Origin of the sequence: Lunatimonas salinarum (assembly GCF_017811155.1) — a bacterium.
Classification (GTDB): Bacteria; Bacteroidota; Bacteroidia; order Cytophagales; family Cyclobacteriaceae; genus Lunatimonas; species Lunatimonas salinarum.
Map to the genome: position 1 here is coordinate 15,088 of NZ_JACVCV010000026.1, position 25,371 is coordinate 40,458.

Consider the following 25,371-nt stretch of genomic DNA (forward strand, 5'->3'; position numbering starts at 1 on the left):
CGCCGCACGTCTTGAGGCCTCTGATAAAGGTAGTCAGACTGTGTAATCCTTAAAAATGGTAAATCAATATGGCTACGAGTATTATTTGCAAGATTTGCGAAAGAAATAACGCTTGTTATTGAAATTGACGAAAAATGCCAACGATTTATGCATTACCCGAAAATTTTGAATCCAAGGACCATGCTCCTCCTCCTCGGATAATAAGAAAGATGCTTCCCAGCAACATGCTCCAATCGGTCCGGGTGCCATGCATCATTTCCCAAAAACCCTGATCCTGCAGAATAGCGTACTTGGTGGTGGCGATGGCTACCAACATGATTATCAAAGTGGGAATGGCAGCCAATCGTGTGAAGAGACCCAGTAATATCAGGATGCCCGAAATTGCCTCAAAGGTACCCACGAAACTACCTAAAAACTCCGGATTGGGCAATCTGATTTTGGCAAATCGGCCGCCACCACGGGCAGCGGGAAACAGAAACTTTTGAATGCCTTCGGATAAAAATACAACGCCTACCATCATGCGAATCAACATCGTGGTTGTGGAAGTGTCTGTACTAAGCGTGGATCGAAGCATGGAGAAAACCCTCAATAGCAAAGAAAGTACCGAGTGCTAAGGTACAAAAAATCAGCAAATAGGCTAGCAACCTGTCTATTGTTTGCCAGTAGGCTTTCTCCGCTGTATGAAGTCTCCAATGGGAGCGGGGTTGTCTTTACGGTACTTTTTTCGCTTGGCGCGTCTTTTTTGGCGTCTCAGCTGATTTTGTTCAGAGCCTTTGACCAGCACAGATCTTACCGAAAGCCCCACTTGACCCTGATACCAGGGCTTCCTCCCAGCAATATTCACATTTGGCTTGTAATCCACGGATACGGTTAGCCCAAGCAGTGTCATTTCAACTCCGGCAAGGGCATCGAGTCCAAAGGTGGGGTTTCCATACAAGTGATTGACCCTTCGAGGGGATATTTGACCCAAAAGCAACTAAATTGTTTTTATCGCCGTTAATTTTTTAACTTTAAAAAAACAAATAAACCAAAATGATATGAAATACCTTGTGGCACTTATGATTGGATTGTTCACTTTTTCGTTGCATGCCCAAACCATCGAAGGGGCGTGGAAACTCACCCATCAAAACGGAAAGCCCATAACGAACCAAGAGTATATTAAAATTTACCAAGACGGGTATTTTGCTTATGGCGCCAAGGAGACTGGGACGAATAAATTTCTGCATGCCGGTGGCGGATTATTTACGATGGAGGGTAGTAACTACGTCGAGCACATGGATTTCTTTACTCCTGATCCGGATCAGGTGGGTACCAAAAATCAGTATAAGATCGACTTTGCAGATAATAAACTGGTGATTTCCGGTAAGGTAAAAGGCAAAGACCTCATTGAGATCTGGGAAAAAGTGGGCAGCCGAGAAGATGACCTGACCCAAAACTGGGTGATTACCGGCAGAAAGGTTGATGGAGAGACCCGTTCGATGACCCCTGGAGCACGAAGGACGGTAAAGATCCTCTCAGGTGGACGCTTCCAATGGATAGCCTTCAATTCCGAAACCAAGGAATTTAGCGGAACCGGTGGGGGTACGTACGAGGCGAAGGATGGCAAATATACCGAGCAGATTACCTTTTTCTCTCGGGACGATAGCCGCGTGGGCGCATCCCTTGGCTTCGACTACGAAGTGAAGGATAATCAATGGCACCACAGTGGGCTGAGCTCCACCGGCAATCCGATCTATGAAATCTGGTCTTCCTACCGAGAGGCATACCTGAACAAAAAATAGGCGTTTTGACATCCGAATGTTGGTTGTTATGCCGTAATTTCGGCAAAAAATAAGCGTGATTATGATTGCAGAGAAAGATAAAGTGGTCTCTATCACCTACGAATTGCACGTAGATGACGGAGAAAGCGGCAAGGAGTTTTTTGAGCGGGTAGATGAAACTCAGCCCTTTGCCTTCCTATTTGGAGCCCAGAACATCCTGCCCAAAATGGAGGAAGCCATTGCCGGCAAGGCGGTAGGTGATACCTTTGAGGTGGAAATAGACTTTGAAAACGGCTACGGGGATTACGATGAAAGCCGTAAGGTTATCGTGCCCAAGTCGTCGTTTAAAGAAAACGGTCAGAAACAACGGCACCTGATGAAGGTAGGTAATGTAGTGTCCATGCAGGACGACAAAGGGAACCCTCTTCGAGGCGAAATCCTGCGTATTGATTATCGAGGTGTATTGATGGATTTCAATCCTCCGCTCGCGGGTTTTGACTTGTATTTTTCGGGAAAGGTAGTAGCGATTCGGGAGGCGGACGCTTCTGAGTTGGAACACGGCCATGCCCACGAACCCGGAGGCCACGCACATTAACAGCGAGGCAGCAACTTCGCCATAGGATTCATACTAAGAGACCCCAAGCAACTATACCTGGTCGCTTGGGGTCTTTTCGTTGCTGACATCTCGGGCCTTTGTGCGGCAACTGTATGGACTATCCCTGTTTAACCGCATGATCTACCGCCCGTGCTGCCAGCGCCATATAGGTCAGAGATGGGTTTTGGGTGCTCGTCGAGGTCATACAAGCCCCATCTGTGACGTATACATTTTGACAGCTATGCAGCTGGTTCCATTTGTTTAGCAGGGATGTCTGAGGGTCATGGCCCATGCGTACACCGCCCATTTCATGGATATCCAAGCCCGGTGCCCGTTTGTCGTCGCGGGTTCTGATATTTTTGAATCCGGCCGCATCAAACATCTCCGAAACCTGCTCTATATAATCCTTGATCATGGCTTCGTCGTTTTGATCGTAATCTACGGATACCCGAAGCAAGGGCATGCCCCATTCATCCTTTTGGTTAGTATCCAATGCCACGTAGCTAGCTTCTTTGGGAATGGTTTCGCCCATCATGTGAGAACCCACTCGCCAAGGGCCCCACTGCGGGTTTAACAGGCTGTTCTCCAAATTTTCACCGATATCAGACTGGTCTGTGAGGATGGATCTGCTGCCGCTAAACCCGGCTGCATAGCCCCGGAGGAAGTCCGTTTCCTGCCGAAACACGTTGCGGAATCTCGGAATGTAGCCGCCGTTGGGCCGCTTTCCTTGGGTAGTGTATTCCTGTAGTCCCTCGTACTCCGCAGATACGCCTGCCCGGTAGTTGTGGAAAGCGATGTATTTGCCCAGCAGTCCGTTGTCATTGCCCAGCCCGTTTGGAAATCGGCTGGAGGTAGAATTGAGCAATACCAGGTTGGTGTTTAGGGCACTGGCATTCAGAAAGATCAAGTCAGCATAGTATTCGGTGGTCTCCTTTGTGAGGGAATCGATGACCAAAACCCCCTTGGCACGGCCTTTCGCCTCGTCGTACAGAATAGAATGAACCACGGCGTTGTTTTGAAGGGTCAGGTTACCGGTCTTCATAGCCCAAGGCAGGGTGGCAGAGTTGCTGCTAAAATACCCACCAAAAGGACAGCCACGTTGGCACAATACCCGGTGCTGGCACAGTGCACGGCCTTGCTTGGCATAATATTCGGCATTGCCGGTGATGTGCGCGCAGCGGCCAATGATGATATCTCTGCCCGGGTACTTTTCTGCCACAAAACCCTTGAAGTATTGCTCCACGGCAGACAACTCCATGGCAGGCAAAAACTCCCCATCAGGGAGGTTCGGAAGGCCGTCCCGGTTGCCGGAAACGCCCACAAACTTCTCTACATGGCTATACCAGGGAGCGAGGTCTTCGTAGCGGATAGGCCAATCCACCGCAAATCCGTCGCGGGCCGGTCCCTCAAAGTCAAAATTACTCCATCGCTGCACCTGACGGGCCCATAGCAGGGATTTCCCGCCGGTCTGATAGCCTCTGATCCAATCAAAGGGCTTGTCCTGCACATAAGGGTGCTCGGTATCCTTAACGAAAAAATGCTGGGCATCTTCCCGAAAGGCATAGCAACGGCTTACGATGGGGTTTTCTTTCTGTATATCCGCTGGGATGGTTCCTCGGTGTTCAAACTCCCAAGGTTTCAAGTTGGTAGTCGGGTAGTCCTTTAGGTGGTCTACCGCCCTTCCGCGTTCCAGCACGAGTGTTTTGAGACCCTTCTCGGTTAGCTCTTTGGCTGCCCAACCTCCACTCATGCCAGATCCTATGACGATCGCATCGAAGGTGTTGTCTTTCGCGTGTTGAATATTGAGATTAGCCATTGGTATTGATTCGTTCGATTTCGGAAACGGGTACACTGCCTCTATATCCCCCGGGGATCATGTTATAGGGCATTATTTCGGTCATGTAGTAGGAAGAGGTGAGGAACCCCTGCAAAGCGAATCGCTTGGTGGTTGTCAAAAATTCCTTCACCTTGGTCGCTTGGCCATCCTCTTTGGATATAAGCTGCCGGTAGGTATCGGCGGCCTCTTTGGATTCCATCATCCCAAGCGTCTTTCCGAAGCTTTTTTCGGTGAAAGCATCGATCGCTTTCAGTCCTGCTACAAAGTTGGCCTGGTCTTGGTCGGACAGGCAGTCGTTGGCCATGATGAGCACAAAGTCCGGCACGTCCACTTCTTCGGCTTTTTTTAGCTTCACGCCAGGAAGTATCGTATTAACTACACTGGTGAGTGTGGCTTTGTCTGATTCGGTGATCTGAAGCTTTTTATACGCGTCCAATACAGACTCTTGGCTAAAATCACAAGAGGGAATCCATACTGCCGCACCTGTCAGCAGCGCTAGTTGTTTAAGGGCTAACCTTCTATCCATTGGGTAACTGTTCGGTATCTTGATCCACCAAGTTAGCTTTTTTTGATAAATCTCCGAAGCTTTTTTTGATCGGTACCCTTAGCCGTTTAAAATACGGCTAAATTTGCTGCACAATGCCCTTTCGGTAGCGCTAGTCACTTGGAAAAATTATATCCGTCTCGCGCTTATGACACTGGCACATGGGTTATCATAAAAAGTATAGTTCCATGAGTCGGTAGCGAAACTTTCTGACGTGAAGAAACATTGATAAAGCAATCAATACATTTATGAAAAAATATTTACTTGCGATCATTCTATTCCTTCCCCTTGTGCTCCACGCACAAACCATCGTTCAGTTGGCGGATAGCAAGACCGGGGAACCCATTCCTTACGTGTTTGCCAAGCTAGGCAGTCAGCGTACCTTTGTATCGGATGAGCAGGGGAGGATCGAGGTATCCCTCACCCAACCGGAAGAGATGGTTTTCACCCACGTGGCTTTCCAAACTACCTCTGCTCAGGTACCCATTGCAGGGGAAATTACCATCCGACTAGAAAGAAGTGACAATACCCTCTCGGAGGTAGTGGTGTCCTCCTTTGAATCGGAGCGGCCGCTCTTGACGCAGGCTGCTGCGATCGTACGGGTGACAGAAAGCGAGCTTTCCCGATTTAACGAAACCTCGGTGGTCCATGCCTTTAATACCAAGCCGGGTGTTCGGGTGGAGGAACGTGCTCCTGCTTCCTATCGGATTTCCATCCGTGGTAGCTCCTTAAGGTCTCCTTTTGGCGTGAGAAACATTAAGGTTTACTGGAACGACATCCCGTTCACCGGAGCTGACGGAACCACGCCGCTAAACCTATTGGACCTATCCAATATAGAAAATACAGAAATCATCAAAGGCCCCGCTGGAAGTATCTACGGTGCAGGAAATGGGGGGGTGATCAGCTTTAGCAGCAAGCAGCAAATAGACGAAAATCGGATCAGTGCAGACTTTTCGGCCGGTGACTTTGGCCTGATACGATACCGGCTAGGCGTGCAGCAACAGCTTGAAAACGGAGGTATCAGCGTTTCCTATGCAAAGCAAAAGGCAGACGGCTACCGCGATCACACCGCGATGGATCGGGAAGTATTCCAAATGGCAGGCATCTTTCGTCCTTCCGAGAAACAACGCATCAACACCCAAGTGCTCTACTCCGATCTGTTTTACCAGCTTCCAGGGGCACTTACAGAGGCCCAACGCGCCGATAATCCACGGCAAGCAAGACCCGGATCCGCTGCACAAAATGCCTCCATTGCGCAAAAGTCCCTGTACGGTACGTTGGGTCATGAATACTTATTTAGCCCGAAGACCTCCAATAAGACCTCTTTATACGTCAATACTACCGATTTTGAAAATCCGTTTAACCTCGATTACAAGAAGGAGACGCAGTTTAGTTACGGAGGTAGGACCAGCTTTACCCATAATGGAACGCTAGGGAGTATTCCCATCAGGGTGATCGGTGGAGGGGAATACCAGTTTGCCAAAACCGCTGCCCAGAACTTTGGCAACCGCAACGGTTTGGCTGATACGATCCGATTCAGTGACGACCTGATCACCAGTACGGCATTTCTCTTTCAGCAAGTAGAAGCAGAACTGACCGATCGTTTATTGCTAACCTTGGGATTGAGTGAAAACTTTTCCAAAATTGACATTGCCCGAAATATAGATGCCGCCAGAGGGATTCCTTCTTCGGCACAGCGAACCTTTGACCCGGTTATCATTCCCCGTGTAGCGCTTTCTGCCCGACTTAGCGAAAGTTCAGCCCTGCATGGCAGTATTTCTTCGGGATTTTCTCCTCCCACCATTGATGAAGTAAGAACTAACGAAGGAAGTATCAATTTAGACTTGGAAGCGGAAAAGGGCATCAATTATGAACTGGGATACCGCTCCAGCTATGCAAATGGGCTGGTCAACCTGGATGTGACGGCGTTCTATTTTCGTCTGGACGAAGCGATCACCACTTTTACCAACGAACAGGGCGTCGTCCTCTTTCGAAATGCAGGGGCCACGGACCAAAAGGGCCTTGAGGGGCAGATTGATTATGCGCTGATACGCAATCAGCTGTCATTCGTGCAGGAGTTAAAGCTCACCCACGCCTATACCGGGCATTATTTTACATTCAGCAATTTTGTGTCCGGTGGAAATGATTTCAGTGGAAACCGCCTAACCGGAGTATCACCGCATACGCTGATCAATAAAGTCGATATTCGGACACGAATCGGCATCTATGCCAACCTGACCCATCAGTTTGTGGATGATATCCCCCTCAATGACGCCAATACGATCTATCAAGAGGCCTATCATCTGGTGAATTTTCGGATGGGCTGGCGGAGTAACCTCGGTGCCCGATGGGATCTTGAGGTTTTTGCCGGAGCGGAAAATCTCCTCAATGAATCTTATAGCTTGGGCAATGATCTAAATGCCTTTGGAGGAAGATTTTACCAGCCAGCAGCACCCCGAAATTACTACGGTGGCATCAAGATTGGTATGAAGTATTGAGCCCAAAGGGAACAAATTGGGTACGAAAAACCATTGGTATCCTTAAAAAGCGATAACTTATGATGAACAGACCCATATTCAATGTAGAGGAGGTAAACAAGGTGATCCGCAACAGGCGTTCCATGTTTGTCACGCAATTTAAGCAGAATGATCCGGTAGATGACAGTCTGATAGAGGAGATATTGGAAAATGCCAACTGGGCACCTACCCATAAGTTGACCGAACCCTGGCGCTTTGTGGTGTTTAGCGGGGAAGGGCTACGGAAGTTTGCGGATTTCCAGGCAGACTTGTACATGCAGCGCAGTGAAAAAAACGGCAACTTTATCGAGGCCACCTATCAGAAGTTAAAGGAGAATCCGCTCAAGGCTTCGCATATCATTGCCATCATCATGAAGCGGGACTTGAAGGCCAATCTACCAGAAATGGAAGAGGTAGCGGCAGTAGCGATGGCAGTGCAAAACATGTACCTCACCGCCGCAGCCCATGGGCTTGCAGCCTATTGGGGTACTGGCGGCCCCACTTTCTGGCCCGAAGCCAAGGAACACTTTGGTCTGGGGGAAGAAGACAAACTGATGGGCTTCTTTTACGTGGCCAAACCCGCTACCGACCGATGGCCACAAGGCAAGAGAAACCCAATAGCCGACAAGGTGTCTTGGGTAAAGTAACAAAAAAAAGGAGGCAATAAAACCTCCTTTTTTTTGGCGTTTGAAGATGCGGCTTCTTAATCCATTCCTAAAAAGTCCACCTCAAAAACCAAAATAGAATTGGCGGGAATGTTAGGAATGTTGGGATTATCCTGATAGCCCATAGGGGACGGAATCACTAATATGCCCTTTGAGCCACTTCGTAAGCGACGAAAACCGGTGGAAAAGCCCTCTATGGCCCCCCCTTGGTTGGTAGGTTGACCTACAAAAAAGGTGAAGATATCGTAATTCCTCTCCTCGTTAAAGATATCGTTTTCCTGGGCTACATCTTCCAAATTGGTGTCAAATACCGTTCCGTCGGTTAGCATGCCGATATAGTTTGTATAAACGACATTTCCGTTCATGGGCCGGGAGCCTTCGCCTTCTTCCTGCACGATCACCACCAACCCGGAGGGGTCGTGGATGCGGTAAAGGCTATCAAAAGCGGCAGTCCGCAGGTAGTCGTTGATTCGGCCTCGGTCGATTTCCAGATTTCCCTCCCGGTCATATACGGGGCCTCCAAATCCGGAGAAGTTACTTTCGCAGGATATCAGCAAAAACACACTTAAAATGCCCAGCCCATTGATCCATTTGGTTTTTTTCATGTGTCTATAATTGATTTTTCAAAGGTCACATGGAATCTCGCATGTTTGCCCCGATAGCTATCGGGGCATCCCACTGTGTGACGGGTACGTCATGCTCGATTTCATGTGTGTATATTTTTGTCAATCCAAATCAGTCTATATTTTTAGTTGCTGCTGATCGTAAGGTACTTTTTTGTCGAAGGAACCATACAACGGATAGCCTATGCGGTAATTTCAGTACAGCTATTCGACTGGTTCTGGCCCTCTGACACTCCTGAGATCCAAATCAAAAGCGATGACGGTATTGGGGCCAATTGTAGGAGGGCTCCCTTGGGTACCATAGGCGTAAAAGGACGGGATCAATGCAATTGCCTTTTCCCCTTCCCTCATCTGAGAAAGGGCGATGTGCCAGCCCCCAATTACGGAAGAAATCCCCAATTCTATTCGGAAAGGCATATAGGGTCTGTTTTGATTAAAGATTCCATTGTCCCTCGCTATTTGTTCCACCGACGTATCAAATACGGTTCCGTCTAACAGAAAGCCGGTGTAGTCTACATACAGGGTATCCCTCGCTACTCCCTGCCTTCCTTCCGGATTGCTTTCCAAGAATAACAGCGTTACCCCTGAATCACCTACATCCTCTCTGCGGACGTATTCTACATCGGTATTCTGTACGTAGGATTCTATGGCCTCTAGGTCACGTTGAAAGATTACTTCGAGGTTTTCTTCGTCAGAAACACAAGAAGATGCTAACACTAGGCCAAGGAAAGCCAGCAGGTGTATGCGTATGGTATTCATAGTCAGTTAGATTGTTTGGCAAGCTCCCGTGCTTGTTGCACCGCAGCCTGACATAGCTTTTGGTAAATTACTTTTCTACGTTGGTTACTTCTACGTCAAAAACGAGGATAGAGTTGGGGACAATGACTGCGCTGCGTTGACTCGGGCCATACGCCAAGGGGGAAGGAATGATGAATTTTGCTACCGATCCTTCTTTCAGCAACTGTAGTCCTTCATCCCAGCCTTTGATCACCTGGCCAACGCCCACTGAAATGGTAATGGGCGCATAAGAACGCCCTTCCTGATAGGTCCCATTTTCACGGGCATTTGCTTCCACGCTGGTATCAAACAAGGTTCCATCAAGCACATAGCCGGTGTAATCTACAGATACGCTATTTCCCTGTTCCACTTCCGGTCCGTTACCCTCTTTTTCTATGACGTAAAAAAGACCCGATTCCGTCCTATTGGCATCCAAATTATTTTCTGAAATGTATTTTTCGATCAGTTCAATATCCGTTACGAGCTGGGCTTCAGCCTTTTTGGCTTGCTTTTCTTGTTCAGCCGCCATCATATCGTTATAGTAATCCTGAAAAAGCTCTTCCTCGATCACGTTTACTACGCCGATGGTAATGGTGACATTTTCCTCACTCTTTAGGAAAGGAGGTACGCCGTTTTCTCCAAAAATCTTTTGGGCCGTAGCGTTTACCACGATGCTGTCCCCTCTTTTTAGGTTAAGGAATATTTCATCAATCCCGCTGGAAGTAGGGGTGTTGGAGTTTTTCTGCATGTACGCAGGTAGCGGTTGGCTATAGCTGGATATAAACAGGGAATCCTTTGCATTTTTCGCTTCAAAGTGATAGATCACATACTCGCCTTCCTTGGTAGCGTCCTTACCTTCCTTGATATAGGTGTATTCGATACCGTCGCTGGTAACCTCTGTCTTTTTGCAGCCTAGCACCCCTGCACTCACCAGTAGTACCAAGGCTGGCAAGATTAATTTATTCACATTTTTCATGGATAGTTTCTGGTTGATTGAGTAAGGAATTCCTGTTTTCTTTGATTAGTTGTTCAAATTTTTCTACTGTCTCTGTGAGACCCAGTTGTGAAATGCCACCGGCGGCATTCTTGTGGCCGCCTCCGTTGAAGTGGGTGGCTGCAAATTTGTTGATAGCAACTTCCTCTACTGATCGGAAGGAGATCTTTATCCCATCCTTTCGTTCGGTAAATAAGGCAGCGATCTTGATTCCGTCCAATGAAAGTGCATAGTTCACCAAGCCTTCTGTGTCGCCGGTTTGGGATTCGTACTTGCGTAGGTCTTTTTTGGTGATGGTAAAATAGGCCGTCTGATAGCCTTCCATGATCTCAAGTCTGCGTGTGAGTGCAAAACCCAAAAATTTGAGGCGGTTCAGCGAGTTGGTATCGTATATGAGTCGAGCAATTTTCGAATTATCAGCCCCTAGATCGATCAGTTCGGCGGTCACCAAGTGTACATTTTTGGTGGTATTGGGGTGCTTGAACCCACCTGTGTCTGTCATGATGCCAGCGTACAGGCAATCAGCGGTATCCTTGTCCAGCAGCTCCTTATCTCCCAGCATCACGATCAGGTCAAACACCATCTCACAGGTGGCGGCGGCCTTGGTGCTCAAGAAGCTGAAATCTGCGAAGTATTGGGGATTTTGATGATGGTCTATATTCACTAAAAACGCATTTGAGGTTTTCACGGCCTCCTCCATTTCCTGAAGCCTATTAAGGCAGGAAAAATCAAGGCAAAAAATAAGGTCTGCTTCCGCAATTAGGCCGTCAGCCCGCTCCCGCAGACGCTTGTCTTCGTAGTTGACTACCTCGTCGTTTCCCTTCATCCAAAAGAGAAAAGAAGGATAGTCCGAAGGGGTGATTACCGTCACGTGGTGATTCTTTTTCTTCAAGTATCTCGCCAGCCCCAACGAAGATCCCAAGGCATCTGCGTCTGGTTTATGATGGGTAGTGATGACGATTTTTTTGGGCGAAGCAGAAGAAATCTGTTCTTTAAATCGATCGAATTGCTGCATCGGTAATGTTATAACCTTCGTGTTTTAAAAAAACACAGAGCGCAAAGTTCTACATAATTTTCCGAAAATCCCAACTCCCTCGCAGAGATGCGTCAGGGCCCTGTAAACGGACATTTGAGGCAAATCCTTCGGCGTTTGTGATAAAAAACTTAATTTCGCTTCTCAAAACCATATCTAACAAACAACATGGCGACAAACAGAACCTTTACCATGATAAAACCCGATGCCTTTGGGGCAGGGAATGCTGGTGCAATTTTAAAAATGATCGAAGAGGCCGGATTTAAACTGGTAGCGATGAAAATTACCCGACTCACCTCTGAAGCTGCCGGCCAATTTTATGCAGTGCACAAGGAGCGGCCTTTCTATGCAGACCTATGTGCATACATGTCATCCGGACCCATCATTGCCGCTATTTTGGAAAAGGACAATGCAGTGGCAGATTTCCGTGCCCTGATCGGTGCTACTAACCCGGCCAATGCTGCCGAAGGTACCATTCGGAAGATTTTTGCGAAATCACTGGAAGAAAATGCCGTGCACGGTTCCGACTCAGACGAAAACGCCGCCCTCGAAGGAAGCTTCTTTTTTAGCGAGTTGGAAAAGGTAGGGGTGTAAAAAGGTTACCTTCTTTGTAAAAAAACCCATAAAGCCAGTGATTTTCATTGGCTTTCTTTTTTTTAGTTATTTTCGGTACTTTACAGGTTGTATTTATCAACCCTACCTGGTACCTATGAAAAAATCGCTGGTATGTATCGTCCTTTTTTTGTCGGTTAGCCCGCCCTTACTTGCCAACCGCATGTACCCGCTCGTAATGGAGTACCAAGCGGATAGGGCCGCCCTTTCCCGAACCTACGCCAACCCGCTGTCTGAAGAATTTTTCAAGCGAATGGATCGGCTTTACCAAGATTGGCAGGTCCGTTTGGAAGCCCTTCCTTACAATCAGTTTTCCGAAGACGAAAAGCTGGACTTCCTTCTGTTGAATAACCACCTGGAAAAATCCCGCTACTTTCACCAGCTGGAGCAGGAAGAGTTCAATGAGGTTAAATTCGTGTTGGACATCCTGTTACCTTTGGAGCCCTTTTACAAAGGCCGGCGAAGGGCAGAATCCCCTCAGCCCGAAAAGCTCTCCCTTTTGTTTTATGAAGTAGAACAGGCCATCGCTGCCACCGTAAAAACCCTCAAAGACCAAACACCCTTTGGCAGCTGGCAGCAAGCGGAACTGGCGGCAAGTGCGGTGGAGGCTTTCCGCACGCGCTTGACCGAAGCATACAGCTTCTACGTAGACTACGATCCCGATTTTACCTGGTGGATGAAATCCCCGATGAAAAAGATGGATAAAGCCCTATCCGACTATGCTGATTTCCTGAAGGATTTTTATGAAAATACCGATGTAAAGGACGATGGCTCGGGGATCGTCGGAAAACCTATGGGCAAAGAGGCCATCGAAAAGGAACTGCGGTTTAACTATATACCCTATTCAGTAGAGGAACTCATTCGCATTGGAGAAGAACAATACGCTTGGTGTGAAGCTGAAATGATCCAAGCCTCCACCGAGTTGGGTTTTGGCAATGATTGGAAAGCCGCATTGGAGATGGTAAAGGATACCTATGCCCCTCCCGGAAGGTGGCCTGAGATGGTAGTCGAACTAGCAAATGAAGCGACGCAGTTTGTCGAGGAACGGGATCTCATTACGGTGCCGGCACTGGCCAAAGAAACCTGGAGGACGACCATGATGACTGCCGAGGCACAGCGGGTGAACCCCTTTTTCTTGGGAGGAGAATCCATCATCATTTCGTACCCCACATCCGAAATGACTCACGAGGAAAAAATGATGAGCATGCGGGGCAATAATCCCCATTTTTCACGGTCCACCGTGCATCACGAGCTGATCCCTGGTCACCACCTACAGCAGTTTATGAATCAGCGGCACTTTCCCCACCGGCGGTTGTTCAACAATCCCTTTTGGGTGGAAGGATGGGCACTGTACTGGGAGTTTAACCTATGGGACAAGGATTTTCCCCGCAATGCGGAAGACCGGGTAGGGATGCTCTTTTGGCGTATGCACCGTGCAGCCCGGATTATCTTCTCCCTCAACTATCACTTAAATCAATGGACTCCTCAGCAATGTATTGACTTTTTGGTGGAAAGGGTAGGGCATGAGCGAAAGAATGCCGAGGCAGAGGTTCGCAGGTCTTTTGAAGGCAGGTATGGCCCCCTGTATCAACTGGCCTATATGATCGGAGGCTTGCAGTTTTATGCTTTGAAAGCCGAGGTTACCTCCACCGGATTATTGAGCGAAAAGGATTTTCACGACTTTGTGATGACTCAAAACTACGTCCCGGTGGAATTGCTACGCGCGAGAATCAAGGGAATGGTCCTGCCCAAAGATTTTGAAACCCAGTGGCGCTTTATGGACTAGTCTAGCAAACCGAATCCCCTAAACCAGAAATAGCCAATCCCATGAGCCTTATCCAGCAATTGCGTACCATTTTCCTATCGACTCTCTGCTTGCTTTTTACGACTCCCGCCCTCTACGGGCAGTTGCCACGTCTGAAAGTGTCAGACAATCAGCGTTACTTAATAACCGAGCAGGGTGATCCCTTTTTCTGGCTAGCGGATACGGCTTGGGAGCTCTTTCACCGATGCGATCGCAAAGAAGCCCTGTATTACTTGGACAAGCGCGCTTCCCAAGGATTTAACGTGGTGCAAGCGGTGGCCTTGGCTGAAATCGACGGACTGAGGGATCCCAACCCTTACGGACAAATACCCTTGGAAAATCTGGATCCACGAAAGCCCGTAGAGGCCTATTTTGAGCATGTGGACTTTGTGATACAAGAGGCCGCCAAGCGGGGTTTGTACATTGCGCTACTGCCGACCTGGGGAGACAAAGTATTCAAAAATTCGTGGGGCGTGGGGCCGGAGATTTTTACCACTGAAAACGCCTATTTCTTCGGAAAATGGATGGGGAACCGCTATCGGGCGTATACGAATATCATCTGGGTAATCGGCGGGGACCGGAATCCCAGGGAAAATACGACAGACCTAGAGGTATGGAATCAGCTGGCCCGAGGAGTGGAAGAAGGAGTGGGCGGAAAAGACCGGGCCCTGATGACCTTTCATCCCCAACCGGCCAAGCCGGGCGGATCCAGCAACTGGTTTCATGAAGCAGCTTGGCTGGATTTCAACATGCACCAAACCGGACATTGCCCCAACCAAGCCACCTACCGAATCATATCCCACGATTACGGATTAACGCCAGCTAAGCCCACGATCGACGGAGAGCCGCTATACGAAGATCACCCCAATTGCTTTAATGCCAAAGAGTTGGGTTATAGTATTCCCGATGATATACGTAGAATCATGTATTGGAACGTTTTTGCAGGTGCTTTTGGACAAACCTATGGATGCCACGCCGTGTGGCAGATGTATACCTCAGATCGAAAGCCCATCAATGCGCCGCTGCGTCCTTGGAAGGTAGCGCTTGATCTACCCATGGCACATCAAGTAAAGCACCTCAAAGAGCTCATGATCTCCCGGCCCTTTCTAAGCCGCATACCGGCGCAGGAGCTGGTCCTAACCAATCAGGACGATGACAAAACGTTTGTGGCCGCAACGAAGGATCTCTACGGGAGCTATGCCCTGTTCTATTTTCCAACAGGAAAGACGGTGCAGGTAGATCTATCTTCCTTGGCATCTTCAAAGCTGACATTGAGTTGGTTTGATCCACGCACCGGCAATAGCTACTCCGGAGGAACTTTCAGCCGAAATGCCAATCAGCGGCTGATTCCTCCCACTGAGGGTGAAATAGGGCATGACTGGGTGGCCATCGTTGATGCAAATTAAAAATCCCACCCGGAAGCTTAGGATAATACACGTAGAAGCCGCTTCCGGGTGGTAATAACTAAAAAACCATTCTCTTTTTGTCAGGAGCACTCCCCCTGAACCCAGTTCCGCAGGCCTGCATGTTCCGCTTCACATGCGTTTCCGTAGGTTCTTCCGTCACATCCGCAGACAGGATCATAGATTTGGTAACAAGCCGAATCAGTGTCCGGCCGAGGGTCTTTCAGGCAATCGTTAGACGCTTCTATCAATACCGGTCCATCACACTGCATTCCCGTAAGCAGGATTAACGCATAAGCAAAAACAAGTTTCTTCATGTGCTTATAATTTGGTATAAAGCGGTCAGATGGAATCCCTGCCTGTCCGGTAGGCAGGCTCAATTTCATACGATGCAGGATTTCCGTTGGTTTCGATGCCTAGACGGAGACCCCGATGAAAACGCTACAGGTGATGGGGATTTTTTTACTTTTTTTTCTGAAAGGCAAACCAAAAGTAGGCGGGAAAGATCAAGGCCCGCAGTCGCCATTGATTCTTCTCATGAAAGCTCAAAGAAGTATCGGCATTGATTTCCTTGTACATGATCGATGCAAGCACCAAGTGGGCGATTATTGCCAGTAAAAGGACGGAGTAAATGATCAGTTCGGTCATGGTCTTTTTGTTGGGAAGAGAGCGGGTACTTGCTGCTGATAGGTGCGGTACTTGCTCCCGTGTATTTCCAATAGTTTTTTTTCCTCATAATGAATACCAAAGGGCAAATAAGCAAATAGGGCCATTAGGTGTACAAATGAGCTCCAAGTGGGCAGAAATAGAAAATAGCCTAAAAAAATCAGTATCAATCCTGCATACAGCGGATGCCTTATCCAGCGGTATAAGCCGTCTACCTTCAAGGTTTCTTCTTCGGAGAGATCGTCCGTGGGAGTCAGTCCGATAAAACGGGAAACCGATATCCCTTTCATCGCTTTTACCGCTAGAATGGTACCAAAGGTAGCTAACATGTAGCCGAGGTACGTGGTAACCGGGCTTGCCGCCAATACGGGAACCGCAGGTATACCTCCGGCGTAGAGCATAATGATGAAAAGGAGCAGCATAGATAGGAGCGAATAGAGCAGACGGTACCAGCGATAGGCCCTTCCCATGGCTGATTTTATGGAACGTTTCACCGTCAATTTGGCCAGGTAGGTGTGGCTGGCGTAAAATACCCCCCAACCGAGGAAAAGTAGGAAATAGGGCATAGTCTCATGTTTGAACACGAAATTGCACAAATATGCCTGAATAAAAAAGCCTTTAGAGGCTATTCCAAGGTAGCGAAGAATTGAGCTGGATCTCCATCGTAGCCAATATTGCCCTGCTCCAATACCAGCAGGCGCTTTGTCATTTTCTTGATTTCCGCAGCATCGTGGCTTACCAGCATTGTGGTAAGTTCAAATTCCCGGTGAAATTGAAGGATGTATTGCTGTAGGTTCCGCCGCATTTGCATATCGAGGGCTGAGAGGGGTTCATCCAGCAGCAGCAATGCGGGTCGGCGAATCATCGCCCGTGCCAAAGCCACACGCTGCTTTTGGCCACCGGAAAGAATCCCAGGCTTCTGATGTGCAAGTTCGTGCATGCCAATAGAATTCAGAAGGGTGTCTACTAATTTCCGATCCCGGCGGTTATCCAAGGCAAACTCCAGGTTTTCACGCACGGTCATATTGGGAAAGAGTGAATATTCTTGAAACACCATCCCTATGTGACGGTACCTGGCGGCCAGGTGAATGGATGATTGGGAATCATACCAAGTTTCTCCATTGACCCGCACAAAGCCGGAATCAGGCTGCATCAATCCGGCCAACATGCGCAGAACACTGGACTTGCCGGCTCCAGATGGACCATATATCCCCACAAAATCTCCTTGCTGAAGGTGAATGTCCAGCTCGAGGGGAATAGGACCCGAAGCCCCCTTCAGTTTTTTATTGAGTAGAATGTCAATCATAGGTTAGGAGCAGGCTCTTTTGGCGATTGACATAGTAGGTTACTGCCAATACCAGGAAGGAAAATCCGACCAACAACAGGCTATATTGGTTGGCTTGGGCGTAATTCATGGCTTCCACTTCGTTATAGATAGCCACGGAGACCACACGGGTTTCTCCGGGAATATTACCTCCTACCATCAGGATCACACCAAACTCACCCACCGTATGGGCAAAGGTGAGTACGGATCCGGTAAGAAAGGCATTTTTCATATTGGGCAGCAAAACCCTGCGGAGAATGATCCAATGACTTTTGCCCAAGGTATGCGCTGCATCCAGCCAAGCTTGGGGTACCGAGGCAAACCCAGATTTCAGTGGTTGTACCATAAAAGGCAAGCTGTAGATTACCGAAGCAATTACCAATCCGGGAAAGGTAAACACCAATCGGATATCAAAATACTCGTCCAAAAACCGCCCAAAGGTATTTTCTGGACTCAACAGCAGCAGCAGGTAAAAGCCCAAGACAGTGGGTGGCAATACTAAGGGAAGACTCACAATGGCCTCCGCTATGAACTTGACCCGATAACGGCTAAAGGCCAACCAATACGCCAATGGGATACCGAGCAGCAACAGTAGCAAGGTCGTAAGGAACGCCAATTTGAAGGTCAGAACAAAAGGGGCTGTCTCCAACATAGGCTAAAGGGGCTTGGAAAATCCGAAATGCTGAAGGATGGCTACTGCTCTTTCTCCTTTCAAGTAATCAAAAAACTGCCGTGCTGCCTCTTTGTCCTTTCCGTAGCGGGTAATTACGCCTGCTTGGATCAGGGGCTGATGACTGTCTTCCGGAACCAGGAAATAACGAGGCTGCAACCTGCTCATGGTTGGTGATTTGGCCAAGGAAAGCGCAATCAAGCCTATATCGGCAGCGCCACTGGTAACAAACTGGGCTGCCTGGGAAATATTCTCACCATATACCAGCTTGGACGATAGCGTTTCATAAATCCCATAGTGCTTCAACGTCTGCACTGCCTTTTCGCCGTAAGGTGCATGCCGCGGATTGGCGATAGCTACCTTTTTGACGGTGGGGGATCTTAAGGCGTCCATTCCTAGCTCGTCAGTGCGCACACTTTTACTCCAAAGGACAAGCCTACCCACAGCGTAGATATAAGGCTCGCCTACAGCATGCCCAGCACTAACCAGCTCTTGGGGATACTTTACATCCGCCGACAAAAAAATATCAAACGGCGCACCGTTGGAAATCTGTTCAAATAGCTTACCCGAAGATCCGTAGATGGGATCTATACGAACACCCGTTACTTTGTACGTAGAAATGAGCGAATCCAATGCAAACTTGAGATCCGAAGCCGCTGCGACGCGTAGGGAGGCCGTACGCTGCGCGAAAAGTGGCAACGTCAGCAGCACCAAAAGCCCAAGCGTAAGAAGCGGTTGTTTCATACAGGTTACAGGAAAAAGGCTTGGAAGGAGAAAAAGGACTGTTGAGCTCTTACTAGTCCTTATTCTACTCCAAGCCTTGGGTTCATTAGTCTAAAGTTAGCTATTTTTTGTCTGCGTCCAAAATCTCTCGGATTCTTGCTTGCACATCTTCCAGGTGCAGCTTGGAAATCCGTTGGGAGGTACGAGGTACGGCAGCAGCTACCTGCTGCTGCAATGCCCTCAATTCACCTCTAGCCGCTGCCCGTATGTCCGATTGGGATGCATTGATCGAAACACCCAGCCTCGCCCGCAGCGCGGGAGGGATAGCGGGGGCATTTTCCCGCAGCAAATAGCCCAACCGCTCGACATGGGCCCGCTGTAGGGCTCTGCGGTGCACATCGATCGGTCTACCATTGGGAAGCTCCGACCAAACACCTCTACGGATGTCCTCCATCAGCTCCAGCAACCCATAAGCAGCAGTTCCGTTCAACGCCTCGTTTTCGATCACACGGCCCAATCTACCCCATTCCAACAGCCCATTTAGAGTGCTTACCTGTACATTGCGAATGCTCTCCAGATACCCAAAGTCTTGGGTTCGGCTGACTATCTCTGCATCTATCAGCCAAGTGGGGGACTGAAAGAGGTTATCGTTGAGAAACTTTACGGCTTCTTTCTGGGTGGTCTTATCCACATGGGTGTAAACGGGTTCTCCCTGACCTGCTGACTTGTAAATTTCGTAAACACCGCCTACGTTGGTTCTCACATGGCCCATATACCTGTTAAACTGTGTGACCACCTGCCCATAGAGTTCGTTTAGGTCATCGTAGTTTTTAAACGGTTTGTCTGATTCTGCCGACCATTCCATCAGGTTGGGCACAATGCGTTGCAGGTTTTTGATGCCGTAGGTGGAGGCCTTCATGGCATCATCTCCCAAATCCTCGCTTTGGGTGCTGGGATCGTACGCATTGCCTTGACGCCCGTAGCGGTACAAGGGATCTCCTTTTTTTTCCAGGATCCACTGATCCAAGATGGGTTGTTCTTCTTCAGGAGTCTTCGCCTCAACAATGGGGCGGTATCCCCAAGCAATGGAATACACATCATAGGGGCCAATATCCGGCATTAGGCTCACACCTTCATCTTCCGGCTGTGCGATGTAGTTGAAACGGGCGTAGTCCATGATAGATGGCGCGGTTCCATATTGATGGGTAAAGGTCGCAGAACGCAAGGAGTCAACTGGATAAGCAAAGGACGAAGCAAAGTTGTGGGGTAGCCCTAGCGTGTGGCCAACTTCATGCGCTGACACAAAGCGGATCAATCTTCCCATCACCTCGTCTCGAAACTTAGGCCCTCGGGCATCCGGATTGATGGCGGCCGTTTGGATAAAAAACCAGTTCCTCAATAGGTTCATCACATTGTGGTACCAGCCAATGTCCGATTCCAGGATTTCTCCGGATCGTGGATCCGATACGTGGGGACCGTAAGCGTTTTGTATATCGGACGCAAAATAACGTATCACGGAATAACGGGCATCTTCCGGACTCCAGTCAGGGTCTTCTTCCGGAGAAGGAGCCTCTTTTGCGGTGATGGCATTTTTAAAGCCTGCGGCTTCAAAAGCTTTGTTCCAATCCTCCACTCCCTGCTTTAAGTAGGGAACCCATTTTTCCGGAGTGGCAGGATCGATGTAGTACACTATTTGCTTTTTTGGCTCTACCAGATCGCCCCGTTTGAATTTCTCTATATCTTCTTCTTTCACCTCCAGTCTCCAACGATCCAAGTACGTACGTTTGGTCGCCTTTTGTTCGTCCAGCCCATAATCGGTTACGGTGGTGTTGAACCAGCCTACCCTTCTGTCGGCTAGGCGTTGCCTCATGGGCTCTTTGGGAAGCAATACCATGGAACTGTTCATCTCGACGGTGATCAGTCCAGTAGAAGAATTGGAAGGAGGATCCGAAGCAGCGTAGGTCATCACATACCGGGCTTCGATGTTGATGGGGAAGGACTTCACGCTTTCGATGTAGGAGCGCTCGCTATCAAGTCGGCTCACCTTATATTGCGTACGCCTGCTACGAGGCAGACCGAGCGGTTGTATGTCTTTGGTAAACAGGTCAGTGACTTCAATTACCAGCGTGCCGGCAGGATCATTGGCCGCTTTGATATCGAATTTATTCAGAATCGGTTCCAGATTGGAGCTGCGCACGGCTTGGAAGATCGGTAGGGAATCGGCGGCCGTATTGCTGTAGGAGACCACTTTTAATAAAATATGGTCCCCTTGGCGGTCCCAGCGCAGCATTTGGGTATTGGTGCGTTCCCCACCATAGCCGATCCCATCGGCTGTCTTGGCGATGGTGGTCACCATCAGCATTTCTCTGCCCAGGAGGGTGTCCGGAATTTCGTAGAAGTACTTGCCTTTGATTTCGTGCACTTTAAACAGGCCATCCCGGGAGTTAGCATCTTTGGTAATGACTTGGCTGTAGGGTTTAAAAGGGCTTTTGGTCTCGGTGGTATCCTTCTTGGGTGCCTCCACTACAGGGGCTTCCTTTTTGAGCCAATTTCTCCGCATTCGCTGTCCCAGCGCATCTGCTGATATCAGACTCAGCCCAAGCAGCAAAACTATGCTAAATCTCAAATAGCTACTAATGTTACGCTTCATGCACATGATTTTGTTTATTTTAGCCCAAAATAAAGGTAAAATTTCCAATAGTTTGGGTGTTGAGAAGTAATTTTCCCTGTATTAAGGCCTAACTTTTGGATTATGAAAGATATTTTTAGCTCTCTGTGAGGCCATGGATCCCACATTGATACTACTCTGGACATAATTGACTGACCTGCATCACCTTTTTACATGGAGATTAAAGTGAACGGCCATTTGGCAAAAGGATAATTTTGGTGTTGACTTTCCTGTAAATTACCAATCTGAAAATGTTCCTTTTCAAAATGTTAGCTTTTTTAGAAAGTTCACTAGCTTAGTGAAAAGTTCCGCGGTTCAAATAAAGCCCTCGGCTTTCAAAGGTATTTTAAGTATTATCATTGTGAGTAAGCATAAGTCAATTTTTAAAAGCCCTGACACAAAAATCCGTTTGATCAAAAAAATTTTTGATCAAAACAATGCCATTCTCCAAGTTTTAAGCTTTTTTGCCTTTGGCCTGCTTATCTATGACTTAGGGTTTAGAGATGAAGTTCAGACTGGCAATCTGGGCAATTTATTTTATATTATATTACTTTTTTTGTCAGTTGGTTTTTGCATTCGCCTTTTCTCCAAAGCAGAAAGGTATAGCGTTGGCAGGTATGTAGTGGAAGTCTTCATTATTTTGTTTTTGATGATTGTCTCATTGGCAAATTTTGGGTTGATCCAATTTGATGACAGCATTCAATTTGGCAACCTACCTATTAAAGCATTTTTGGTCAACCTCTTGATTTTAATTTTATTTCTCATAGAGCTAAGTAAATTAACCTTACAGGTCAATCAACTTAAAATCCACCCTGCCTTAGTTTTTATTTTAAGTTTCATCGTTGTAATTATCATTGGTACAGGCATGCTGCTTCTACCTAATGCCACCACAGACGGCATAAGCCTAGTGGACGCCTTATTCACTTCAACTTCTGCTGTATGCGTTACCGGGTTGATTGTATTGGATACCTCCTCCGACTTCACCTTCCTCGGCCAATTTATCATTCTAATTCTCTTTCAGGTAGGAGGACTTGGGATGATGACCTTCACTTCATTTTTTGGGTTTTTCTTCAAAGGCTCTTATTCTCTGCAAAACCAGCTGTTTTTAAAAGATTATATCAATGAAGATAACATTGGCGCCATCAATTCCACCTTGCTGAAAATTATTGTATTTACATTGATAACTGAAGGTATAGCTACTATATTGATTTTTAAGATAATCGATCAAGGGCTTTTTGATAGTACCGGTGACCAGTTGTTTTTCTCGGTTTTTCATGCCATTTCAGGGTTTTGTAATGCGGGTTTTTCCATTCTTGGAAATGGACTTTACGAGGTGGGTTTCAGAGAAGAATATACAATTCATTTGATTATTGCTTTCACGATAATCTTGGGAGGAATAGGGTTTCCTGTGGTACTTGGGTATTTCAATTACCTCAAGCATGTAGTGGTTGACTCCACCAAAATGATCACAAAAGAAAGGGCGTACCAACATGCACCGAGGGTAGTAAATGTCAATATACGTTTAATTGTATACACAACATCCATATTGTTTCTGATAGGTTTTGTCACCTTTTGGGTTTTTGAATCTAACCATGCACTGGCTGGACTAACAGGATATGGCAAATTTGTAACGGCTTTTTTTGGCTCGGTTACACCCAGAACCGCTGGTTTTAATACGGTGGATATGTCATCATTGGCGATGCCCACCATCTTGATTTACCTGATCCTAATGTGGATAGGTGCTTCGCCTGGATCAACAGGAGGCGGATTAAAGACAAGTACCATCGCAGTTGCAGTATTAAATGTCGTAAGTATAGCCAAAGGAAAAGATCGAGTGGAAATATTCAAAAGGCAAATAAGCAATGAAACACTCCAAAAAGCTTTTGCAGTCATCTTATTGTCCTTTTTGGTCATTGGCTTAGGGGTATTTTTGGTGCTTTTATTTGATCCTTGGCTTCCATTGGTCAGTGTGGCATTTGAAATATTCTCCGCTTTCTCTACTGTGGGCTTAAGTTTGGGAATTACAGGAGACTTTTCTACAGGAAGTAAAATCGTCGTTACAGTAATTATGTTTTTGGGAAGGGTAGGTACCCTGACAGTGTTGGTTGCATTTGTTCAAAAAGCCAGAACATTACGGTATAAATATCCAGAAGAAGGCGTATTCATTACTTAAACATCAATAAACTATGAAATATATCATCGTAGGATTGGGAAATTTTGGCGGACATCTAGCTGCACGTTTGACCAGTTACGGACATGAAGTTATTGGTATAGATGCAAGTGAGGATAAAGTAGAGGCCGTGAAAGACAAAATTACACACGCCATAGCAATGGATGCTACCGATATTCATGCTGTCAGAAATCTTCCTTGTAGAGAGGCGGATGCCGTCATCATTGCAATTGGGGAAGATTTTGGAGCATCCATCATGGTCACGGCACTTTTTAAACAATTGCAGATCAAACGGCTGATTTCCCGCTCTATCAATAAAGTACATGAAACAGTCATTCAAGCCATCGGTGTAGATGAAATCCTTCATCCGGAAGAAGACTCTGCCGAACGTATGGCCAAAAGTCTTCAAATGAAAGGTGTGATTGACTCATTGGATGTGTCTGATGACTATAATATAATTGAAGTAAAAGCACCTAGGCGATATGTAGGACTGACCATTGCAGAAACTAAAATCAGACAAGATTACCGCATCAATATTTTGACTCTGATCAAAATGGAAGAGAGACCTAATATTTTTGGAGTGAAATCCAAAAGCAAAAAAGTCACCGGTGTGGTCACGGCAAACACCAAAATAGAAGAGGATGATATTTTGCTTTTATTCGGTCATATTAAAGACATTAAGGAAATATTGAGTTTGGAGGATTAAGAAGGGGTTAAATGCCATGAAAGGAAAAATACTGATCATAGATGATGAAGAAAAACTCAGGAATCTTACAGCCAAACTGCTTGGATATGAAGGGTATGAAGTGGTTGGAGCCGAAAATATTCAACAGGCCAAACGAAAAATGGATCAGTTTTCCCCAGATGTGGTCGTCTGCGATGTCAAACTTCCTGATGGTAACGGTGTTGACTTCGTCATTCATTCCAAAGAAAAATATCCTGAAAAGGAATTTATCCTTTTGACAGCTTTCGGCAGAATCCAGGATGGTGTAAAAGCTGTAAAACATGGAATTTTTGATTACCTGGTCAAGGGTGATGACCATGAAAAACTGATTCCTCTGTTGGAAAAGGCCAGTCAAAAAGCTAGGCTCCAAAATGAACTTTTACAATTAAAAGAGCAACTGGTTAAAAAGTACAGTTTTGACAGCATCTTGGGAAAAAGCCCTGCGATAGCCCAAGCAAAAGAGCTGGCAAAAAAAGTTGCTAAAACAGATGCGACTGTCTTATTTACAGGGCCTACAGGCACTGGAAAAGAGGTTTTTGCTCAAGCAATTCACTATGAAGGAAATAGGAATACAAAGCCTTTTGTTGCCATCAATTGCAGTGCGATAAGTGGAGAAATCTTGGAAAGTGAACTGTTCGGTCACAAAGCTGGAGCGTTCACAGGAGCCACGAAAGACAAAAAAGGCTTATTTGAAGAAGCACATCAAGGTTCAATATTCCTGGATGAAATAGGCGAAATGCCCTTGGAATTACAGGCCAAATTCCTAAGGGTTTTAGAATCGGGAACCTTTATCCGGGTAGGTGATACCAAAGAAGTCAAAGTGGATGTTAGGATCATTGCTGCCACCAACCGAAGTTTAGAGGAAGAAGTGGCGATGGGCAATTTTAGAGAAGATTTATTATACAGACTTTCGGTCATTCAAATCCCCCTGCCTCCTCTTTCAGATAGAAGATCAGATATCCCTGAATTGACAGCCCACTTTACAAAAATTTTCTCAGCAAAAACCAACGCTAAAATCAAAAAAATAAGTCCAGAGTTTTTAAAGGAATTAAAAGCTTACCCTTTTAAAGGAAATATAAGAGAATTGAGAAATATTGTCGAAAGAGCTGTTATCTTATGTGATGGGGATACACTTACTCCGGATTTATTGGCTCTTCCCTTAACTTCTTCAGGATCTCAAGAACCAGAATCATACACGATGGCTGCTGCTGGATATTCCGGAGCATGCTGACCCCTCTGAACCGGAATGTTTTTGAGTTGTGA

The 25,371-nt window shown here is 47.1% G+C and carries 25 protein-coding genes; 10 read left to right on the forward strand and 15 right to left on the reverse strand.

Annotated features, from left to right (window positions below):
- Positions 1-145: 145 nt before the first annotated feature.
- Positions 146-574, reverse strand: a complete 429-nt coding sequence (locus IAQ59_RS20440) for a DoxX family protein (protein WP_209332718.1) — start codon at positions 572-574, stop codon at positions 146-148.
- Between the two features lie 75 nt (positions 575-649).
- Positions 650-970 (reverse strand): hypothetical protein, encoded by a 321-nt coding sequence (locus tag IAQ59_RS20445; RefSeq protein ID WP_209332719.1) that lies wholly within the window; start codon positions 968-970, stop codon positions 650-652.
- Positions 971-1,037: 67 nt separating this feature from the next.
- On the opposite strand from IAQ59_RS20445, the gene IAQ59_RS20450 reads away from it, so the two are divergent.
- Together IAQ59_RS20450 and IAQ59_RS20455 are read left to right on the forward strand one after the other, a co-directional pair.
- Positions 1,038-1,781 carry a hypothetical protein gene (locus IAQ59_RS20450; protein ID WP_209332720.1) on the forward strand — a complete coding sequence of 248 codons (744 nt, stop codon included), beginning with the start codon at positions 1,038-1,040 and terminating at the stop codon, positions 1,779-1,781.
- A 61-nt stretch (positions 1,782-1,842) separates the two neighbouring features.
- Positions 1,843-2,355, forward strand: coding sequence for an FKBP-type peptidyl-prolyl cis-trans isomerase (locus IAQ59_RS20455; RefSeq protein WP_209332721.1), 513 nt, complete (start codon positions 1,843-1,845; stop codon positions 2,353-2,355).
- Positions 2,356-2,473: 118 nt separating this feature from the next.
- Here the strand turns inward: IAQ59_RS20455 and IAQ59_RS20460 are convergent, their stop codons facing one another.
- Both IAQ59_RS20460 and IAQ59_RS20465 read right to left on the reverse strand, forming a co-directional pair.
- Complete coding sequence (locus IAQ59_RS20460; protein WP_209332722.1) at positions 2,474-4,171, reverse strand: GMC oxidoreductase; 1,698 nt, start codon at positions 4,169-4,171, stop codon at positions 2,474-2,476.
- A complete protein-coding gene (locus tag IAQ59_RS20465; RefSeq protein WP_209332723.1) occupies positions 4,164-4,718 on the reverse strand; it encodes a gluconate 2-dehydrogenase subunit 3 family protein in 555 nt (184 codons plus the stop codon). Before IAQ59_RS20465 ends, IAQ59_RS20460 begins: the two co-directional genes overlap by 8 nt.
- Before the next feature lie 266 nt (positions 4,719-4,984).
- Here IAQ59_RS20465 and IAQ59_RS20470 point away from each other — a divergent pair, with 266 nt between their 5' ends.
- Both IAQ59_RS20470 and IAQ59_RS20475 read left to right on the forward strand, forming a co-directional pair.
- Complete coding sequence (locus IAQ59_RS20470) at positions 4,985-7,234, forward strand: TonB-dependent receptor domain-containing protein (protein WP_209332724.1); 2,250 nt, start codon at positions 4,985-4,987, stop codon at positions 7,232-7,234.
- A gap of 62 nt (positions 7,235-7,296) precedes the next feature.
- Entirely contained in the window at positions 7,297-7,899 is a 603-nt protein-coding gene (locus IAQ59_RS20475) for a nitroreductase family protein (RefSeq protein WP_209332743.1), read from the forward strand.
- Positions 7,900-7,955: 56 nt separating this feature from the next.
- On the opposite strand, the gene IAQ59_RS20480 is transcribed toward IAQ59_RS20475, so the two are convergent.
- The 4 genes from IAQ59_RS20480 to IAQ59_RS20495 all read right to left on the reverse strand — a co-directional run bounded on the left by IAQ59_RS20480 (position 7,956) and on the right by IAQ59_RS20495 (position 11,326).
- Positions 7,956-8,522, reverse strand: a complete 567-nt coding sequence (locus IAQ59_RS20480) for an FKBP-type peptidyl-prolyl cis-trans isomerase (protein ID WP_209332725.1) — start codon at positions 8,520-8,522, stop codon at positions 7,956-7,958.
- A gap of 222 nt (positions 8,523-8,744) precedes the next feature.
- Complete coding sequence (locus IAQ59_RS20485) at positions 8,745-9,299, reverse strand: FKBP-type peptidyl-prolyl cis-trans isomerase (protein ID WP_209332726.1); 555 nt, start codon at positions 9,297-9,299, stop codon at positions 8,745-8,747.
- A 67-nt stretch (positions 9,300-9,366) separates the two neighbouring features.
- Positions 9,367-10,293, reverse strand: coding sequence for an FKBP-type peptidyl-prolyl cis-trans isomerase (locus IAQ59_RS20490; protein WP_209332727.1), 927 nt, complete (start codon positions 10,291-10,293; stop codon positions 9,367-9,369).
- Positions 10,277-11,326, reverse strand: a complete 1,050-nt coding sequence (locus IAQ59_RS20495) for a DHH family phosphoesterase (protein ID WP_209332728.1) — start codon at positions 11,324-11,326, stop codon at positions 10,277-10,279. The genes IAQ59_RS20490 and IAQ59_RS20495 overlap by 17 nt, the downstream gene beginning before the upstream one ends.
- A 186-nt stretch (positions 11,327-11,512) precedes the next feature.
- Between IAQ59_RS20495 and IAQ59_RS20500 the strand changes: the two genes are divergently transcribed.
- The 3 genes from IAQ59_RS20500 (at position 11,513) to IAQ59_RS20510 (ending at position 15,166) form a co-directional block, all read left to right on the forward strand.
- The gene (locus IAQ59_RS20500) at positions 11,513-11,938 is read left to right on the forward strand and encodes a nucleoside-diphosphate kinase (RefSeq protein WP_209332729.1); all 426 of its coding nucleotides are present in this window, start codon (positions 11,513-11,515) and stop codon (positions 11,936-11,938) included.
- A gap of 115 nt (positions 11,939-12,053) precedes the next feature.
- Positions 12,054-13,742 (forward strand): DUF885 family protein, encoded by a 1,689-nt coding sequence (locus IAQ59_RS20505; protein WP_209332730.1) that lies wholly within the window; start codon positions 12,054-12,056, stop codon positions 13,740-13,742.
- A 41-nt stretch (positions 13,743-13,783) separates the two neighbouring features.
- Positions 13,784-15,166: a glycoside hydrolase family 140 protein gene (locus IAQ59_RS20510; RefSeq protein ID WP_209332731.1), complete on the forward strand. Its 1,383-nt coding sequence runs from the start codon at positions 13,784-13,786 to the stop codon at positions 15,164-15,166.
- 80 nt (positions 15,167-15,246) lie between these two features.
- Here IAQ59_RS20510 and IAQ59_RS20515 read toward each other — a convergent pair whose 3' ends face one another.
- From IAQ59_RS20515 to IAQ59_RS20545, 7 genes are all read right to left on the reverse strand, one after another.
- On the reverse strand, positions 15,247-15,549 hold the full coding sequence (locus tag IAQ59_RS20515) for a Kazal-type serine protease inhibitor family protein (protein ID WP_245189746.1): 303 nt from the start codon (positions 15,547-15,549) through the stop codon (positions 15,247-15,249).
- A 76-nt stretch (positions 15,550-15,625) separates the two neighbouring features.
- The gene (locus IAQ59_RS20520; RefSeq protein WP_209332732.1) at positions 15,626-15,811 is read right to left on the reverse strand and encodes a hypothetical protein; all 186 of its coding nucleotides are present in this window, start codon (positions 15,809-15,811) and stop codon (positions 15,626-15,628) included.
- The gene (locus tag IAQ59_RS20525; protein ID WP_209332733.1) at positions 15,808-16,395 is read right to left on the reverse strand and encodes a methyltransferase family protein; all 588 of its coding nucleotides are present in this window, start codon (positions 16,393-16,395) and stop codon (positions 15,808-15,810) included. The genes IAQ59_RS20520 and IAQ59_RS20525 overlap by 4 nt, the downstream gene beginning before the upstream one ends.
- 59 nt (positions 16,396-16,454) lie before the next feature.
- A complete protein-coding gene (locus IAQ59_RS20530; RefSeq protein ID WP_209332734.1) occupies positions 16,455-17,135 on the reverse strand; it encodes an ATP-binding cassette domain-containing protein in 681 nt (226 codons plus the stop codon).
- Complete coding sequence (modB, locus tag IAQ59_RS20535; RefSeq protein WP_209332735.1) at positions 17,128-17,805, reverse strand: molybdate ABC transporter permease subunit; 678 nt, start codon at positions 17,803-17,805, stop codon at positions 17,128-17,130. The genes IAQ59_RS20530 and modB overlap by 8 nt, the downstream gene beginning before the upstream one ends.
- 3 nt (positions 17,806-17,808) lie before the next feature.
- Positions 17,809-18,567, reverse strand: a complete 759-nt coding sequence (gene modA, locus IAQ59_RS20540) for a molybdate ABC transporter substrate-binding protein (protein WP_209332736.1) — start codon at positions 18,565-18,567, stop codon at positions 17,809-17,811.
- Positions 18,568-18,667: 100 nt separating this feature from the next.
- Positions 18,668-21,196 carry a zinc-dependent metalloprotease gene (locus IAQ59_RS20545; protein ID WP_209332737.1) on the reverse strand — a complete coding sequence of 843 codons (2,529 nt, stop codon included), beginning with the start codon at positions 21,194-21,196 and terminating at the stop codon, positions 18,668-18,670.
- A gap of 667 nt (positions 21,197-21,863) precedes the next feature.
- Here IAQ59_RS20545 and IAQ59_RS20550 point away from each other — a divergent pair.
- From IAQ59_RS20550 to IAQ59_RS20560, 3 genes are read left to right on the forward strand one after another with little or no spacing between them, the layout of a single operon-like run.
- The gene (locus IAQ59_RS20550; RefSeq protein WP_425342627.1) at positions 21,864-23,387 is read left to right on the forward strand and encodes a TrkH family potassium uptake protein; all 1,524 of its coding nucleotides are present in this window, start codon (positions 21,864-21,866) and stop codon (positions 23,385-23,387) included.
- Positions 23,388-23,400: 13 nt separating this feature from the next.
- A complete protein-coding gene (locus tag IAQ59_RS20555; RefSeq protein WP_209332739.1) occupies positions 23,401-24,090 on the forward strand; it encodes a potassium channel family protein in 690 nt (229 codons plus the stop codon).
- 16 nt (positions 24,091-24,106) lie between these two features.
- On the forward strand, positions 24,107-25,339 hold the full coding sequence (locus tag IAQ59_RS20560) for a sigma-54-dependent transcriptional regulator (RefSeq protein WP_209332740.1): 1,233 nt from the start codon (positions 24,107-24,109) through the stop codon (positions 25,337-25,339).
- Positions 25,340-25,371: the final 32 nt, after the last annotated feature.

Coding starts and splice junctions, on each gene's coding strand:
- IAQ59_RS20440 (WP_209332718.1), bottom strand. CDS start 574: ATGCTTCGATCCACGCTTAGTACAGACACTTCCACAACCACGATGTTG.
- IAQ59_RS20450 (WP_209332720.1), top strand. CDS start 1,038: ATGAAATACCTTGTGGCACTTATGATTGGATTGTTCACTTTTTCGTTG.
- IAQ59_RS20455 (WP_209332721.1), top strand. CDS start 1,843: ATGATTGCAGAGAAAGATAAAGTGGTCTCTATCACCTACGAATTGCAC.
- IAQ59_RS20460 (WP_209332722.1), bottom strand. CDS start 4,171: ATGGCTAATCTCAATATTCAACACGCGAAAGACAACACCTTCGATGCG.
- IAQ59_RS20465 (WP_209332723.1), bottom strand. CDS start 4,718: ATGGATAGAAGGTTAGCCCTTAAACAACTAGCGCTGCTGACAGGTGCG.
- IAQ59_RS20470 (WP_209332724.1), top strand. CDS start 4,985: ATGAAAAAATATTTACTTGCGATCATTCTATTCCTTCCCCTTGTGCTC.
- IAQ59_RS20475 (WP_209332743.1), top strand. CDS start 7,297: ATGAACAGACCCATATTCAATGTAGAGGAGGTAAACAAGGTGATCCGC.
- IAQ59_RS20480 (WP_209332725.1), bottom strand. CDS start 8,522: ATGAAAAAAACCAAATGGATCAATGGGCTGGGCATTTTAAGTGTGTTT.
- IAQ59_RS20485 (WP_209332726.1), bottom strand. CDS start 9,299: ATGAATACCATACGCATACACCTGCTGGCTTTCCTTGGCCTAGTGTTA.
- IAQ59_RS20490 (WP_209332727.1), bottom strand. CDS start 10,293: ATGAAAAATGTGAATAAATTAATCTTGCCAGCCTTGGTACTACTGGTG.
- IAQ59_RS20495 (WP_209332728.1), bottom strand. CDS start 11,326: ATGCAGCAATTCGATCGATTTAAAGAACAGATTTCTTCTGCTTCGCCC.
- IAQ59_RS20500 (WP_209332729.1), top strand. CDS start 11,513: ATGGCGACAAACAGAACCTTTACCATGATAAAACCCGATGCCTTTGGG.
- IAQ59_RS20505 (WP_209332730.1), top strand. CDS start 12,054: ATGAAAAAATCGCTGGTATGTATCGTCCTTTTTTTGTCGGTTAGCCCG.
- IAQ59_RS20510 (WP_209332731.1), top strand. CDS start 13,784: ATGAGCCTTATCCAGCAATTGCGTACCATTTTCCTATCGACTCTCTGC.
- IAQ59_RS20515 (WP_245189746.1), bottom strand. CDS start 15,549: ATGAAATTGAGCCTGCCTACCGGACAGGCAGGGATTCCATCTGACCGC.
- IAQ59_RS20520 (WP_209332732.1), bottom strand. CDS start 15,811: ATGACCGAACTGATCATTTACTCCGTCCTTTTACTGGCAATAATCGCC.
- IAQ59_RS20525 (WP_209332733.1), bottom strand. CDS start 16,395: ATGCCCTATTTCCTACTTTTCCTCGGTTGGGGGGTATTTTACGCCAGC.
- IAQ59_RS20530 (WP_209332734.1), bottom strand. CDS start 17,135: ATGATTGACATTCTACTCAATAAAAAACTGAAGGGGGCTTCGGGTCCT.
- modB (WP_209332735.1), bottom strand. CDS start 17,805: ATGTTGGAGACAGCCCCTTTTGTTCTGACCTTCAAATTGGCGTTCCTT.
- modA (WP_209332736.1), bottom strand. CDS start 18,567: ATGAAACAACCGCTTCTTACGCTTGGGCTTTTGGTGCTGCTGACGTTG.
- IAQ59_RS20545 (WP_209332737.1), bottom strand. CDS start 21,196: ATGAAGCGTAACATTAGTAGCTATTTGAGATTTAGCATAGTTTTGCTG.
- IAQ59_RS20550 (WP_425342627.1), top strand. CDS start 21,864: ATGATTGTCTCATTGGCAAATTTTGGGTTGATCCAATTTGATGACAGC.
- IAQ59_RS20555 (WP_209332739.1), top strand. CDS start 23,401: ATGAAATATATCATCGTAGGATTGGGAAATTTTGGCGGACATCTAGCT.
- IAQ59_RS20560 (WP_209332740.1), top strand. CDS start 24,107: ATGAAAGGAAAAATACTGATCATAGATGATGAAGAAAAACTCAGGAAT.